This window comes from Alkalibacter mobilis, assembly GCF_015594845.1.
Taxonomy (GTDB): domain Bacteria; phylum Bacillota; class Clostridia; order Eubacteriales; family Alkalibacteraceae; genus Alkalibacter; species Alkalibacter mobilis.
The window spans coordinates 17,568-33,029 of the sequence record NZ_JADNRK010000004.1 but is presented as its reverse complement, the minus strand read 5'-3'; the positions used below and the strand labels follow the sequence as shown (position 1 = coordinate 33,029).

At 40.6% G+C, this 15,462-nt stretch carries 16 protein-coding genes; 13 read left to right on the top strand and 3 right to left on the bottom strand.

From position 1 onward, the window contains the following. From IWB18_RS03240 to IWB18_RS03220, 5 genes are all read left to right on the top strand, one after another. Positions 1-1,146, top strand: a complete 1,146-nt coding sequence (locus tag IWB18_RS03240) for a CDP-glycerol glycerophosphotransferase family protein (protein WP_195682169.1) — start codon at positions 1-3, stop codon at positions 1,144-1,146. A gap of 25 nt (positions 1,147-1,171) precedes the next feature. Continuing rightward, the gene (locus tag IWB18_RS03235; protein WP_195682168.1) at positions 1,172-1,894 is read left to right on the top strand and encodes an IspD/TarI family cytidylyltransferase; all 723 of its coding nucleotides are present in this window, start codon (positions 1,172-1,174) and stop codon (positions 1,892-1,894) included. After that, positions 1,891-2,991 (top strand): alcohol dehydrogenase catalytic domain-containing protein, encoded by a 1,101-nt coding sequence (locus IWB18_RS03230; protein ID WP_195682167.1) that lies wholly within the window; start codon positions 1,891-1,893, stop codon positions 2,989-2,991. The genes IWB18_RS03235 and IWB18_RS03230 overlap by 4 nt, the downstream gene beginning before the upstream one ends. 15 nt (positions 2,992-3,006) lie before the next feature. Then, positions 3,007-3,873, top strand: coding sequence for a UTP--glucose-1-phosphate uridylyltransferase GalU (gene galU / locus IWB18_RS03225; RefSeq protein WP_195682166.1), 867 nt, complete (start codon positions 3,007-3,009; stop codon positions 3,871-3,873). Positions 3,874-3,938: 65 nt separating this feature from the next. Continuing rightward, the gene (locus tag IWB18_RS03220) at positions 3,939-4,955 is read left to right on the top strand and encodes a glycosyltransferase family 4 protein (RefSeq protein ID WP_195682165.1); all 1,017 of its coding nucleotides are present in this window, start codon (positions 3,939-3,941) and stop codon (positions 4,953-4,955) included. A 384-nt stretch (positions 4,956-5,339) separates the two neighbouring features. On the opposite strand, the gene IWB18_RS03215 is transcribed toward IWB18_RS03220, so the two are convergent. Then, positions 5,340-5,897, bottom strand: coding sequence for a hypothetical protein (locus IWB18_RS03215; protein WP_195682164.1), 558 nt, complete (start codon positions 5,895-5,897; stop codon positions 5,340-5,342). 271 nt (positions 5,898-6,168) lie between these two features. Here IWB18_RS03215 and IWB18_RS03210 point away from each other — a divergent pair, with 271 nt between their 5' ends. Together IWB18_RS03210 and IWB18_RS03205 are read left to right on the top strand one after the other, a co-directional pair. Continuing rightward, positions 6,169-6,393: a DUF1659 domain-containing protein gene (locus IWB18_RS03210; RefSeq protein WP_195682163.1), complete on the top strand. Its 225-nt coding sequence runs from the start codon at positions 6,169-6,171 to the stop codon at positions 6,391-6,393. Between the two features lie 109 nt (positions 6,394-6,502). Then, complete coding sequence (locus tag IWB18_RS03205) at positions 6,503-6,721, top strand: DUF2922 domain-containing protein (RefSeq protein ID WP_195682162.1); 219 nt, start codon at positions 6,503-6,505, stop codon at positions 6,719-6,721. Positions 6,722-6,906: 185 nt separating this feature from the next. On the opposite strand, the gene galE is transcribed toward IWB18_RS03205, so the two are convergent. Further along, positions 6,907-7,899 carry a UDP-glucose 4-epimerase GalE gene (gene galE, locus IWB18_RS03200; RefSeq protein ID WP_195682161.1) on the bottom strand — a complete coding sequence of 331 codons (993 nt, stop codon included), beginning with the start codon at positions 7,897-7,899 and terminating at the stop codon, positions 6,907-6,909. A gap of 234 nt (positions 7,900-8,133) precedes the next feature. Then, positions 8,134-9,144 carry an LCP family protein gene (locus tag IWB18_RS03195; RefSeq protein WP_195682160.1) on the bottom strand — a complete coding sequence of 337 codons (1,011 nt, stop codon included), beginning with the start codon at positions 9,142-9,144 and terminating at the stop codon, positions 8,134-8,136. Between the two features lie 255 nt (positions 9,145-9,399). Between IWB18_RS03195 and IWB18_RS03190 the strand changes: the two genes are divergently transcribed. From IWB18_RS03190 to IWB18_RS03165, 6 genes are all read left to right on the top strand, one after another. Beyond that, on the top strand, positions 9,400-10,089 hold the full coding sequence (locus tag IWB18_RS03190; RefSeq protein ID WP_195682159.1) for a YveK family protein: 690 nt from the start codon (positions 9,400-9,402) through the stop codon (positions 10,087-10,089). Positions 10,090-10,131: 42 nt separating this feature from the next. Next, positions 10,132-10,785 carry a CpsD/CapB family tyrosine-protein kinase gene (locus IWB18_RS03185; protein WP_195682158.1) on the top strand — a complete coding sequence of 218 codons (654 nt, stop codon included), beginning with the start codon at positions 10,132-10,134 and terminating at the stop codon, positions 10,783-10,785. Positions 10,786-10,806: 21 nt separating this feature from the next. After that, entirely contained in the window at positions 10,807-11,676 is an 870-nt protein-coding gene (rfbA, locus tag IWB18_RS03180; protein ID WP_195682157.1) for a glucose-1-phosphate thymidylyltransferase RfbA, read from the top strand. Positions 11,677-11,680: 4 nt separating this feature from the next. Beyond that, a complete protein-coding gene (gene rfbB, locus IWB18_RS03175) occupies positions 11,681-12,694 on the top strand; it encodes a dTDP-glucose 4,6-dehydratase (protein ID WP_195682156.1) in 1,014 nt (337 codons plus the stop codon). Positions 12,695-12,848: 154 nt separating this feature from the next. Further along, positions 12,849-14,117 carry a glycosyltransferase family 4 protein gene (locus IWB18_RS03170; protein WP_195682155.1) on the top strand — a complete coding sequence of 423 codons (1,269 nt, stop codon included), beginning with the start codon at positions 12,849-12,851 and terminating at the stop codon, positions 14,115-14,117. A 29-nt stretch (positions 14,118-14,146) separates the two neighbouring features. Then, a complete protein-coding gene (locus IWB18_RS03165) occupies positions 14,147-15,454 on the top strand; it encodes a nucleotide sugar dehydrogenase (protein ID WP_195682154.1) in 1,308 nt (435 codons plus the stop codon). Positions 15,455-15,462 lie beyond the last annotated feature (8 nt).

The window sequence follows — 15,462 nt, the reverse complement described above, 5'->3', positions numbered from 1 at the left end:
ATGACCGGAACAGAATACGTATTGACCAAAATGTTTTTAAGATTTTTTTACATATTGTTCAAGCCGCTGATGGTGAACGAGAGAAAGATCCTCTTTGCAACGCCTAGAAATGATGTGTTGCAGGGAAATCTTAAATATATAAATGATGAAATAAAAAGGCAGGGCTTAAATTACAAGTCGGTCTTTCTAATAGATTCCTATGGATACAGTTTTTTTGAAAAGATAAGATATCTGTTTAAACTGGTAAGGGGACTTTACCACGTTCAGACCTCTGGTATAGTGTTTTTGGACAATGCATATTTGCCTGTCCATCTATTTCCACACAAGAAAGCAACAAAGGTAATACAGACCTGGCATGCCTGCGGATCCTTCAAGAAGTTTGGCCGAAGCACTCTGGGGCTTAAAGACGGCATAAAAGGCGTTGAGGCCGATTTTCTTCACAAGTACTACGACTACGCCGTATGTACTTCACAAAGCGTTGCTTGGGATTATTCTCAGGCTTTTGGGGTACCACTTGAAAATGTTATCCCCATAGGAGCACCCAGGACGGATTTCTTTTTTGATGAAAAGAAAGTTGAAAAGCAAAGAAAAAAAGTTTTAAAAGACTTTCCGGACATCAAAAACAAAAAAGTGATACTCTATGCTCCCACTTTTAGAGGAAGGGGAAAGGACAAGCATTCGGTATTTCCCATTGACACCGGTAAGTTTCTAAAAGAGTTGGGAGATGAGTATATTTTACTGGTAAAACCACATCCCCATGCAATCATGAAAAACCTTGAAAAAAATGGAGAAAATATTTTGATAGTTCCCTCAAAATATCCTCTTAATGGACTGCTTACGGCTACAGACGTTCTATTGACGGATTATTCGTCTGCTATATTTGAATTTGCACTGTTAAACAAACCCATGGTATTTTTTCCCTACGATCTGGAAGAATACGAGCAGAACTCGGCTTTTTACAAAGACTACAAGACTTTTGTCCCGGGACCCATAGCCTATAAGGAAGAGGATCTTATGCGGATAATAAAAAATGAAGAGTGGAAAGACTACGATATAGATAAGTTTGCCAGGGAGAATTTTGACCATCTAGACGGAAAGAGCTCCGAAAGACTGGTAAACAAGTTTTTAAAACCCTTGAATCTCTAACCCCTGTAATGAAAGGAGCACCAAAATGTCCAAAAAAACAACCGCATCCTGCATACTTCTTTCAGCCGGAAAAGGCGAAAGAATGGGATCTCAAATACCAAAACAATTCATTGAATTCGACTCTGTACCCCTTATCATCCACACCATGAGGGTGATAGATGCGTGCGAGAGAATAGACGATATCGTAATAGTAATGAATGAAGAATTCATGGACTATACCAGGGAACTTATATCCAAATACCACTTTAACAAACCCGTAATGGTGGTACAGGGTGCGGTCACCAGGCAGGGCTCCACTTACAACGGTTTAATGGCTCTTAAGGAAAAGAAACCTGAAGTGGTGGTGATCCATGAAGCTGTCCGGCCTTTCATCGGAGAAGACATGATTAACGAAACTATTGACGAGGCAATGATACACGGAGCAGTCGATACAGCCGTTAAAACAACGGATACGATGATCCAGGTGGAAAACGGAATGATAATCGGCATGCCAGACAGAAATCTTTTATACAACGGTTTAATGCCCCAGACGTTCAAATACGACCTTATCGTCATGGCCCATGACAAAGCCATAGAGGACAACTTTACGGAGACCACCGACGATGTACGATTGGTATACAGGCTGGGTCTTCCTGTAAAAGTGGTCATTGATACCTACGACAACAAGAAGCTCACTACGCAAGAAGATATTGAGCTTTTTAAAAAAATATATTATGCTAGAAACATGAAGAAAGAAGAATTGAAATGACAAAGATAATATCCGAAGTTACACAACTCATAAGTCCTTACAGGTTCGAGATTGTCGAAAAAGAATTGAATAAAAGAGACAGTGACCTTGTTATAAGACCTACCCTCGCCTGCATATGTGCCGCAGACCTAAGATACTACACTGGCAACAGGCGAAAGGAAGCCCTAAAGAAAAAGCTTCCCATGGCGCTCTTGCACGAAGGCATAGGAGTAGTATTAAAAGACAGCCAAAACGGCTATAGAAAAGGCGACAGGGTCGTTATAGTGCCTAATGTCCCCGGCTATATTTACGATGAGATCAAATACCCGACTCCGGAAGATTGCTGTGAAGCCTGTAAAAAGGGTGTCCACTTTGAAAACCACTGCAAGAACGTCCATTTCCTTTCCAGCGGATTTGACGGCATGACCCAGTCAAAAATGGTCCATCCCGGATTGTGTGCGGTAAAAATCCCTGACGAGGTGCCAGACAATGTGGCCGTTCTGTCAGAACTTGTAACAGTAGCATATAATGCTGCTTACAAAGCATATCAGGCTGAAAAGTTGAATTCAAAGACCAAGGTTCTCATATTTGGTGACGGACCTGTTGGATATAGCCTTTATACGGTACTGCACCACATTTTCAACCTGCCTAAAGAGATGATCCACGTGGTTGGGAAAAGCTCCGACAAACTGGCTCACTTCAAGCACGCTACAAAGTACATCTTTGGAGATGAGCTAAAAGATGATTTCTCCCTGTCCTTTGAGTGTGTAGGCGGAAAGGGCATAACTTCAGCCGTAGATCTGTCCATCAAAAAGATGGTTCCCGGAGGGATGATAGTTTTAATGGGCGTAAGCGAAGAAGATGTGCCAATAAATACCAGAGATATCCTTGAGAAGGGCCTGACTCTGGTGGGTAGCAGCAGAAGCAGCCGCATAAACTACAAAACAGTGCTTGAACACATGAAAGACCCTGATTTCCAAGAAAGTCTGAGAGAACTTGACAGAAGCGAGAATTTTATCATAGAACAACCCACAGATCTAAATCTGGCTTTTGATTTTGCAGCATCTAAGGATTACTGGGGCAAGATATATTTGAAACTCAATCAAAAAAATTATTAAACCAGGAGGAATGACATGAAAGTAAGAAAGGCGATAATACCGGCAGCGGGACTTGGCACCAGATTTTTACCAGCCACAAAGGCAATGCCCAAGGAGATGCTGCCTATAGTGGACAAACCTACCATACAGTACATAATAGAAGAGGCCATAGCTTCAGGGATCGAAGAGATCCTAATAGTAACTGGAAGAAGCAAGAGAGCCATAGAAGACCATTTTGATAAGTCCATAGAGCTTGAGCTCGAGCTTAAAGAAAAAAACAAGGATGAATTGTTAAAGTTGGTGCAAGACATTTCGGACATGGTAAATATAAATTACGTTAGACAAAAGGAACCTAAAGGTCTTGGACATGCAGTTCTTTGTGCAAAGACCTTCGTAGGCAATGAGCCATTTGCAGTCCTTCTGGGTGATGACGTGGTATACAATGATGAAAATCCTGCCTTAAAACAGCTTATGGATATCTTTGATGAAAAGCAGGCTTCAGTTTTGGGAGTCCAGACAGTAAAACCGGAAGACGTAAGCAAGTACGGGATAGTATCTGGAGATAAAATCGAAGACAGGGTGTATACTGTAAAAGACTTGGTAGAAAAACCAAAACCGGAAGATGCCCCAACAAATGTGGCTATACTTGGCAGGTACATAATAACTCCCGGAGTGTTCGAGATCCTGGAACATACTGAAAGAGGAGCAGGCGGAGAAATCCAACTGACAGATGCCCTTAAGGAGCTTGCTGACAAGGAAGAGATGTTTGCCTGTGATTTTGAAGGAAAAAGATATGATGTAGGAAACAAGCTTGGTTTTTTAGAGGCTACCGTAGAGTACGCCCTAAGAAGAGATGATTTAAAGGACGACTTCAGAAATTACCTGAAAAGCTTGGATATCTAACATCTATGTATAGTAAGTGGTCTATGGACTAAAATAACGGCCTTAGGCCATATAAGGAAAATGATATGAACCCATTGCTTATTTATATCACCTGCCTAGCCATCGCAATAGGACTGACACCGCTGGTGTCTAAGGTTGCCATTGCCGTTGGAGCGGTAGACAAACCCAATAAAAGAAAAGTTCATAAGGTGCTCATGCCTACTCTGGGTGGCCTGGCAATATTCGGGGCGTTCTATGCGGGACACTTGTTGTTCAGATACCCTCATTACCAGTTCAATGCAATTTTTATCGGGAGCTTGATTATCCTGGTTACAGGGATAATAGACGATATCTTCGATTTGAGCCCCAAGATAAAACTTTTGGCGCAGTTTACGGCTGCTTCCGTGGTAATATTTTACGGACAGCTTTATTTCAGGTCTTTCACATTTCCTTTTATTGGAGTTGTTGATCCCGGTTATTTGGGCTGTGTGGTTGCTTATCTTTGGATAATAGGAATGACCAATGCCATAAACCTTATAGACGGGCTTGACGGTCTGGCTTCAGGGGTTTCATCCATAACTTTCCTTACAATGTACTATCTTGCTGCGCAGATGAACGATTATTTTATCATGACTTACGCACTTATACTGGCCGGAAGCACTATGGGTTTTCTTATATATAATTTTCATCCCGCCAAGATTTTCATGGGAGATACGGGGGCTATGTTTCTCGGTTATATAATATCAGTAATGGCTTTGATGGGTTTTAGAAACGCAACCTTTATTTCCTTTGTTGTACCCGTGTTAATACTTGGGGTCCCTGTGTTTGACACACTTTTTGCCATAATAAGAAGAAAACTCAGTGGAAAATCCGTAATAGAGGCGGACAAGGGACATCTTCACCACGTATTGATGGCTCAAAACGCTTCTCAGACAAAATCCGTGTTGATAATTTATGGAATAAGCATCTTGTTTTCTTTGGTGGCAATAGTGTATAATACGATTTCGGCACAAATGGGTGTGGTGCTTGTTGTGTGCGTGTATCTGATGATCAGGATATTATCCAGAAAAATGTTTAAAAACAAGGAGGAGCCCAATGAATAATAAAACAAAAAAGATGATTACCGGAGGCTTGGCTTTGGTAATGGCACTAAGCATAATTTTAGTACCGTTGCTGGCCATGCTGTAATTTGAATCATATAAGCAAAGAGGGTAAGGCAGATAATATTATCGGCCTTACCCTCTTTCTATAAATCCAGTCATCCTAAGCTTATAAACCACGTCATCCTGAGGCTTGCCGAAGGATCTCCTCAAATACTAAGATTCTTCACATTCGTTCAGAATGACGTCCCGTATTGATTCGTCATCCTGAGGCTTGTCTAAGGATTTCCTCAAATACTAAGATTCTTCACATTCGTTCAGAATGACGTCCCGTATTGATACGCCATCCTGGGCTTGCCCGAAGGATCTCCTCAACTTTCCAACTTTTTACTCTTTTGTCTGTTTAGTAGTATACAAAAAGAATGCCTCTAAAAGCTTTTCAAGATGCTCTCTCTCGTCCACTTCTTTGGAAAAATAGTTTTTCTCTATCAATTTTGCATTTACATAACTTCTCTCCAGGCTCTTTAAAGATTGAGGGCTGAAAAGTTCAGTCGTGTCGTTGAATAGCACTTTGGATAATGATTCCTGATTGTCTGACTTTAGGATATTGTCGATAAACCGGATATTTGCGTAACCGTAAGAAGTTTCTCCTTGTAAAGGTATCCTTGTTTTGACTGGCATGAATATGATATCGCTTGAGATTGGTACCGTTGATAACGTTTTCTTTCGTGTAAATTCATAAACGCTGTCTCGAGCATAGCTCTCGTTTATGTTGTTGATCATGTAATACTTTTTCAATACCGTTTTAATATGGAAGTTCACCAAACTGCTGCTTGTAAGGGTTTTAATTAGGGTGCAGTTCCTTTGGCCCTCCGGATAAACCGGTATTATGTACATCGTCTCATTTGCTAAAATATTCCTTTTCTCAAAAAAGTCCACCTTCATAGAATCACTCCGATCGTCATTGTTGTATTTTGGTCCACTGGTAATTTATGGACACCATAATATTTTAACCGATTAAAAATAATAATTCCACAAAAAACATAAAAAAATTTAAAATATTAAAAATTATGGGTTTATATTTTTGAATAATGCCATTCTATTTAATGTAAAGGGTCGGAAAGCGTCATCTTGAGCTTATAAATTACGTCATCCTGAGTTTATCGAAGGATCTCCACATGGATCAATGACCCCGAACACGAAAGGAGGTGATTAAATGGCTGTTGAATCTTCAATCCTATCAACAAAAATGGTTCTTAAACTTAATGGTGGAACCGACGAGAAGGGAGAACCTATCGTAAGAAGCAAAACATATTCAAACGTAAATACCCAGGCTTTGGACCAGGATGTTTACGACGTGGCTGCCGGAATGGCGGCACTTCAAACCAATCCTTTTGAAGGAGTCCACAAAGTGGAAGAGACCATACTTGTAAACCTGTAAAAGGGTACAGGTAACTTGATCGGTGACAATTAAAAGTCGCTACCAGTTTAGAGAAATGACCTCTAACTGAAACATGCTTTAAACAAATATATTTGGAAAGGAGTAGCCCATGCCAGAATTTAAACTTGATATGAACTTTAAACGAGCTGACGGATACAATTCAAAATTGTCCGTTGCAGATGCCAGAACCGATTTGACCGGCGTAGAAGCCGCGGCATTTATGGATCTTGTGATCAGCAAGCAGATTTTCCACCCAAGTGGATCGCCAATTGCTGAAAAAGTCAGCGCACAGTTGATTTCAACTGATGTAACCGAACTTACATTGTAAAAATAGAAGCTCCTGCCGATTTTCTGGCAGGAGCTTTACTTAAGTATAGTCCATCATCCTGAGCTTATAAATTGCATCATCCTGGGATTGCCCGAAGGATCTCCACAAATACTTAGATTCTTCACATTCGTTCAGAATGACGTCCCGTATTGATTCGTCATCCTGAGCTTGCCCGAAGGATCTCCTCAATAATTTTTCCTTTCAAAATTCCAGGAATCCCTAACCATGTCTTCAATCGTCTTCTTGGTCTTCCACCCAAGTTCCTGCTCTGCTTTGGAAGCATCTGCGTAGCAGGAGGCTATGTCTCCCGGTCTGCGTCCTTTTATTTCATATGGCACGTCAATATCGTTTATCTTGATAAATGCATTTACAAGCTCCAGTACGGAAGTTCCTTTTCCCGTACCAAGATTGAACACATTCACGCCAGTATCCAGATTTTCAATGGCAGCAACGTGTCCTTCGGCAAGGTCGACTACGTGAATGTAGTCTCTAACCCCTGTTCCGTCAGGAGTGTCATAATCGTTGCCGAATACACTTAGTTTTTCAAGTTGGCCCGTGGCCACCTTTGAAACAAATGGCATTAAATTATTGGGTATTCCGTTTGGATCTTCTCCGATAAGACCGCTTTCGTGAGCCCCTATCGGATTAAAGTACCTTAACAGCGACACTGAAAAATCTGGATTTGCCTTTGCCGTGTCAGTCAGGATCCTTTCACTTATGGCTTTAGTTTCTCCGTAAGGATTGGTTGTGGGTAGAAGTTCCATAGTTTCTGTGAATGGGACTTGGTTTTCTCCATACACTGTGGCAGAAGACGAGAAAACAAATTTGTTCACTTTATATTTCAAACAAGCTTTAGCCAGGATCAGAGTACTTACAACGTTATTGTAGTAATACTCTAGAGGTTTTTCTACTGATTCACCAACGGCTTTTAATCCTGCAAAATGTATCAGACCGTCAAATGAATTCTCTGCAAATATTTTTTCTACTGAAACCTCGTTTGTCACATCAGCTTTATAAAATTTAAAATCCTTGCCGGAAATTTCCTTAATTCTATCCAAAACTTCTTTTTTGCTGTTTATGAAGTTGTCCACTATTGTTATATTATGACCTGCCTCCATAAGTGAAACGCAGGTGTGGCTGCCGATGTAACCGGCGCCACCTGTAACTAGTATGTTCATGTTGGGCCTCCTATAAAATTTCGTCATCCTGAGCTTGTCGAAGGATCTCCACAATGATTTAGATTCTTCACATTCGTTCAGAATGACGCCCCGTACTGATTCGCCATCCTGAGGCTTGCCCGAAGGATCCCCCAATTGCTTAGATTCTTCACATTCGTTCAGAATGACGACGCGTATTGATTCGTCATCCTAAGGCTTGTCCGAAGGATCTCCTCAATCATTCAGGTTTTTCAATTACTTTCCAATCTCCTCGCTGATTTCAAGCATTCTGCTGGTTGGCACATAATCCTCATTCTCGTATATGAAGCTATGCAGATATCTTACGTTGTCTTCCAAGGTGGAAGGTTTCAAATAATAAACGCCGTCTATCATTGCATCTTTACCGTGTCCATCGATGGGCAGCCTGCTGTCTTCCATGTTGGTGGCACCTGAAGTAACCAATTTTGTAGCAAGGCTTAAGATCTCTCCTCTGGAAAGACTTGTCTGCACGTACGGAAGAAGTGAATCTGCAAAGCTCATTATCTTGGTAATGGATCTATCTTTTAAGAGTTTGTTGATAACTTTCTCCAAAACTTCCCTTTGTCGCTCTGTTCTCGCAAAGTCGGTTCCTATTTTTCTGATTCTGCTGAATGCAACAGCTTGCTGGCCGTTAAGGGTGTAAGTGCCTGCTCCACTTATGCCGGGTATGGATTGGGATTCTCCTGCGGTAACAGTTATTTCCACACCGCCTACAGAATCAACAATTTTCTCCATGGCCTTAAAGTTTACTGTTGCAAAGTCTGTAATGTTCATGTCGTAATTGGTATTGATTGTCTTGATGGCTAGTGACGGGCCGCCATATGCATATGCATGACCAATCTTGTCATATTTTTCTCCGGGGATGCTTACATAAGTGTCTCTCATTAGAGAGGTCAGCTTGATTTTCTTGTGATCAAGATCTAAAGTTGCAATTATTATGCTGTCAGATCTGGATTCATCGTAGGTGTTATCCCTTGTATCTATGCCAAATAGTGCAAAATTTAGCACATTTTCATTTGACAGGTTTGTATCTTTTTCTTCATCAGTGACAACTCCCAGATCTTCTTCGTCTATCTCCACTTGGTCTACCTGACCAAGCAGACTGTTTAGGTAAAAATAACCGGATGCGGCAAGTATGCCCACTACCATCAAGGTTATTGTTATTATCTTTCTGACTTTTCTCTTTTTATCTCTTTTGTTTTTTCTTATTCTGGCTGCACTTGGCATGGCGACACCTTCCTGTATGTTAGAATTTATTCTTAATGAAATATAGACAGTACACCTTTGAATTATACCATTTAGAGTTATAATCGCAATGTTAAAATGTAAACATTGCCTCAAAAAGTTGTAAACTATATTCCAAATGATTATTATAGCCTTAAATCCCTTAAAATTGCCTTAAACTAAATTTTTATTTATGGTATAATTATTAATCGAATCAAGAAATAAAAAACGTGAAATTTAAAATGACGGAGGTACGAAGTGGAAGAAAAGCAATACGCAAACTATGAAGATGAAATAGAACTTAAAGAACTCATATCGATTTTGCTAAGTAAAAAGAAGTTTATTGTCAGGATAACTCTAATAGTAGGGTTGGTGGCCTTGCTTGCAAGCACTGTGATGTACTTTATTAAGCCACCTGTAAAACACTACATGGCTTATACAACCATAGAAGCTATAGCATCGGAAGAAAATCCCCAGCAGGTCAATGCTTATTTTGAGCTGGCTGGAAGCGTAACTACATCCAGCAGGGTCAAAGACAGATTGAAGCTTCAAGATGAAGCAACGGCGATAAATGAAAAGACTAATGTTGAAAAAGTGTCAGGTACCAATGAAATAAGGATTAAGTATACTGATGCCAGCGGAGACAGTGCCAAGGAAATCGTAGATATAATTGCAGAAGAATCTGTGAAATTTGCAAATGAAGTCATGACCATGGATACTCTTGAGGTAAGAGAAAACGCAGCATTATCGACTGAAATGGTGGAGATCAAGGAGCCTGTAAATATTGTATTAAACGTAGTAATAGGTTTGATACTGGGGCTAATGGCTTCCGTGTTTACAGTATTTATGATGAATTACTTCAATGACAACGTCAGGACAGTAAAAGATATTGAAGAAAAACTAGGAGTAAGGGTTTTAAGTTCCATACCCAAACACTCAACAAAATAAGAAAATATTTCTTGTAAAGGGGCAATTATGAGCAAGCAGAATATGAAACTATTTAAATCAGATGATTACGAAGTCGTCGAAGCATACAACATGTTGGTGGCCAATCTAAAAATATATGCAGAAAAGTCAAAAAAGATCCTTGTGACAAGTGCAAAAGAACTTGAGGGAAAGACCGAAGTGGCTTACAAGCTGGCAAAAGGTTTGAGCGAATCCGGTGAAAAAATATTACTTATAGATGCAGATATCAGAAAATCCAGGTTTGCGGAAACATACGGATTTGAAAGCCCAAAATTCGGCTTGGTTGAAATCCTCAGGGACAAAAGAACTGTCACGGAAGGCTTGTATAAAGACCTTGAGTCCGGTCTTACCATCTTGTTTGCCGGTGAAGCAAGTGGCAATGCAAATTTACTTCTTGCCGGTGAAGACTTTTCAAGACTTTTGGACTTCTGTGCAGAAAGATACGACAGGGTAATAGTAGATGCGCCTGCACTTTTGGGAATATCTGATGCCAGGCTTATAGCGGACAAGTGCGATAGCGCTGTGCTGGTTATTCAAGAAGACAGGGTTAGTACTGCGGAAGAGAGAAAAACATTGCAGGTTCTTAAAGACATGGACGTAGATATTATCGGAGCAGTTATGACCAAGGCCACAATGAAGGAAAATTTGAACAAGGAAATGGATTATTATAAACTGTAACCTTGATCATAGAGGTGACACATGAAAGGCATAATCCTGGCAGGTGGAAAGGGTACCAGGTTGTACCCAATGACAAAGGCGGTAAGCAAACAGCTATTACCCATATACGACAAACCTCTCATATATTACCCCATGTCAGTATTGATGCTTGGAGGTATAAAGGAAATACTTATAATATCCACTCCGGAAGACATAGGCTCTTATGAAAGACTTTTCGGAGACGGATCGGATATAGGTGTTTCTATATCCTATGCGATACAAGATGAACCCAGGGGTTTGGCCGATGCATTTATTATCGGAGAAGAATTCATCGGTAATGACAAGGTTTGTGTGATCTTGGGTGACAACATGTTTTACGGCCTGGATCTTACAAAAATTCTAAATGAAGCCCAAAAACACGATTCCGGTGCCGTGATATTTGGCTATCCCGTGAAGGATGCCAGAGCATTTGGAGTAGTGGAGTTTGACGATGAGGGTAGAGTCTTGTCCATCGAAGAAAAGCCTGAAAAACCAAAATCCAATTATGCGGTGCCAGGTCTTTATTTTTACGACAATAAAGTAGTTGAAATGGCTAAGAAGTTAAAACCCTCCCACAGGGGTGAAATAGAGATAACCGACATCAACAACGAATATTTAAGGCAGAAGGAGCTTCATGTCATAACCATGGGACGTGGTATGGCCTGGCTCGATACGGGAACGCCTCATGGTCTGATAAAAGCTGCTGAGTTTGTGGAGGCCGTTCAGGCACGACAAGGATTCTATATTGCTTGTCTGGAGGAGATCGCCTGGCGAAGGGGATTCATTGACAATTCCCAGCTTCAAAAAATAGGTGCAAGTCTGAAGATGACGGATTACGGCAAATACATACTCTCTTTGCTGGATGAAAGGTGATCGTATGAAAACCATTCTTGTTACCGGCGGAGCCGGATTCATAGGGAGCAATTTTATAAGGATGATGCTTAAAAAACATCCCCATTACAAAGTCATAAACATAGATGCCCTAACATATGCGGGAAATTTGGAGAATCTTAAAGATATAGCAAATAATAAAAACTACCGATTCATAAAAGCTGATATAAGTGACAAAATAAAAATCGAGAGAATATTCAAGGAATTTGAAATAGATTGGGTGGTCAACTTTGCCGCAGAATCTCACGTGGACAGAAGCATCACAGGCCCGGAAGTATTTGTTACAACAAACGTGCTGGGCACCCAGGTGCTTCTTGATGCTGCAAGAAAAAGCTGGCTTGTGGAAACAAGTGAGAAAGGTTTTAAATACAAAGGCGGGGTAAAATTCCTTCAGATTTCCACCGATGAGGTCTATGGAGACCTTGGGGGAAAAGGTAAGTTTACTGAAGACATGCCCCTACTTCCAAACAGCCCATACTCCGCATCAAAAGCGGCTGCAGATATGATGGTGAGAGCCTACTATAAAACTTACAACATGCCCATAAACATAACAAGATGCTCCAATAATTACGGTCCGTATCAGCATCCCGAGAAACTGATTCCCCTAATTATAAAAAATGCCTTTGAGGAAAAGGCACTGCCCGTATATGGCGATGGCATGCAGGTAAGGGACTGGCTTCACGTTAAAGATCATTGCTCTGCAATAGATACGGTGCTTCACAAAGGCCAAAACGGTGAAGTGTACAACGTTGGTGGAAACAATGAAAAAAGAAACATAGACATCGTAAGGCTGGTTCTTAAAACCTTGGGAAAACCTGAGGGTTTGATAATGTATGTAAAGGACAGGCCGGGGCACGACAGGAGATATGCCATTGACAACACAAAAATCACTACTTCTCTTGGATGGAAACCCGAATACGACTTTGATCAGGGTTTAGCCCAGACTATTGAGTGGTATAGAAACAATAGGGAGTGGATGGAGAGTGTTTATATTTATTAAATAAAGGATAAGTGTTATAATTCTTAAGGAACTTTATAAAAGAGTTTCCTTAAGGATTTTTTAGATTTCAGGAAAATTTAATGAAATAATGATACATTGTCTTTGGCCATCGAAGGGAGAATCACAATATTAAATTATGGAACACGATAATAAAATGAGTGAGTTTAACAATAAAAATAAAACCATATGGATCATAAATCAACACAATATGCCACCGGAATACGGTCACTTGAACCGGCACTACAACTTGGGTAAATTTCTCAAGAAAAACTTGCACGATCCGGTCGTTTTTGTGGGGAGTTTTCTTCACAATAAAAACAGGCAAGTGATCGAGGATGGTTCTCTTTATAAAGTATATGACAAAAGTGATTATCCCTACGTCTTCATTAAGACCATGGATTACTCCAAAAGCATGTTTAAGAGGGTACTGTCCATGTTCCAATTCTACCTTAACCTGATGAAGGCTGAAAAAGAATTTAAAAAGCCGGACGTGATTTTGGGATCTTCATCCCACCCCCTCTCAGCTTTTGCGGCAATAAAACTCGCAAGAAAATACAAATGCATGTCGGTGGTGGAAATAAGAGATCTTTGGCCGGAAAGTTTTTTTGCATACAACATAATAAAGAAATCAAATCCTCTGGCAAAACTCTTTTACAGAGGAGAAAGATGGCTCTACGATAATGCAGATAAAATTATCTTTACAATGGAGGGCGGCAGGGATTATATTTTAGAACAGAGATGGGATAAAGCCTCAGGCGGAACCGTGGATATAGATAAGGTGCATCACCTAAACAACGGTGTAGACTTGGCCCTGTTCGATAAAAACAAGGAAATATATAAATTCAACGATCCGGATTTGGACGATGAAACAACATTTAAAGTAATTTACACAGGCTCCATAAGACTTGTCAACAATGTTAAAGCCATAGTGGATGCAGCGGAATACCTTAAGAAGAACGGTCATGAAAAGATCCAGTTTCTTATTTACGGCGAAGGAGAAGACAGAAGAGATCTTGAAAAATATTGCACTGAAAATAGTGTGGACAATCTGATTTTCAAAGGTTATGCAGACAAAAACACCATACCATTCATCTTGAGCAGATCCGATCTTAACATTGTCCATTTTGAACAAAGCAATCTCAAAAAATACGGAGCCAGTCTAAACAAGTTGTTTGAATACTTCGCAAGTGGCAAGCCGACTGTTTCGGATTGTGAATTCGGCTATGATTTAATAAAAAGATATGACTGTGGGATAGTAATTGACAACGCTTCAGCCAGAGAGATAGGAGAGGCAGTGTTGAAATTCAAAAACATGGAAAAAGAAACTTACCAACGATACTGTAAAAATGCCAGAAAAGCCGCCGTTGACTACGATTATGAGATTCTGGCTAAAAAGTTTATAGAGATCATTGGCAGCAAGTAAAATACACTGAAAAATCGGAGGCATTTCTGATGGGAAACATCAAAGAAAAGATAATCAATAAAACTGCGGTTCTAGGAGTCATAGGTCTGGGATACGTGGGACTGCCCCTGGCAGTTGAAAAGGCCAAGGCAGGATTCAAGACCATCGGGTTTGATGTAAAGGAGTCAAAAGTAGAAATGGTCAATAATGGAGAAAACTATATAGGAGATGTGGTCAACGAGGATCTAAAAGAAATCGTAGTATCAGGTTACTTAAGCGCTACAACTGATTTTGCCAAAGTTGCCGGCGCTGACTGCGTGTGCATATGCGTGCCGACGCCGCTGGATAAGCATCAGCAACCCGACATCAGCTATGTGGAATCATCTGCTAGGAGCATACTTCCATATATGCACAAGGACATGATGATCATTCTGGAGTCCACAACATATCCCGGCACGACACAGGAGCTTCTAAAACCGATTTTGGAAGAGTCGGGTCTTGAATGCGGCATCGACTTTTACCTGGCTTTTTCCCCCGAGAGAGTAGATCCGGGAAATATAGCATACAAAACCAAAAATACCCCGAAAGTGGTGGGGGGAGTCACTGAGAATTGCACGGAAGTAGCAGCGCTACTCTATGAGAATATATTGAATGCTCCCATACACAGGGTATCATCTCCTTCAGTTGCGGAAATGGAGAAGATCCTCGAGAACATATACAGAAACGTAAACATTGGACTTGTAAATGAACTTGCCGTCTTGTGCAATAAAATGGGCATAGACATTTGGGAAGTCATTGAAGCAGCAAAGACCAAACCTTACGGATTTCAAGCCTTCTATCCAGGTCCCGGTCTTGGAGGGCACTGCATACCGCTAGATCCATATTACCTGTCCTGGAAGGCAAGGGAATTTGGATTTCATACATCTATGATAGAGTCATCCATGATGGTAAATGACCGGATGCCGGAATATTGCGCTGAGCGAGCAAGCAAAATTCTCAACAGATATAAAAAACCGCTTAACGGTTCAAAGATCCTTTTGCTGGGGATCGCCTATAAAAAAGATATTGCAGACTACAGGGAGAGTGCATCACTCAGAGTTTTCAGAGAACTGGAAAAGGAGGGTGCGATCCTTAAGTACCACGATCCATATGTGCCGCAATTCAACGATCGTGGAGTCATTTACACAGGAGAAAAGGTATTGTCAAAAGAATTATTGGAAGAGACCGACTTGGTAGTTATCACCACAGATCATTCAAACATAGATTACGCATATGTCCAAAGACACGCAAAAATGATATTTGACACAAAAAATGCGACAAAAGACGTCGAAATAAAAGAGAATATAGAACTTCTATAGGAGGGTAC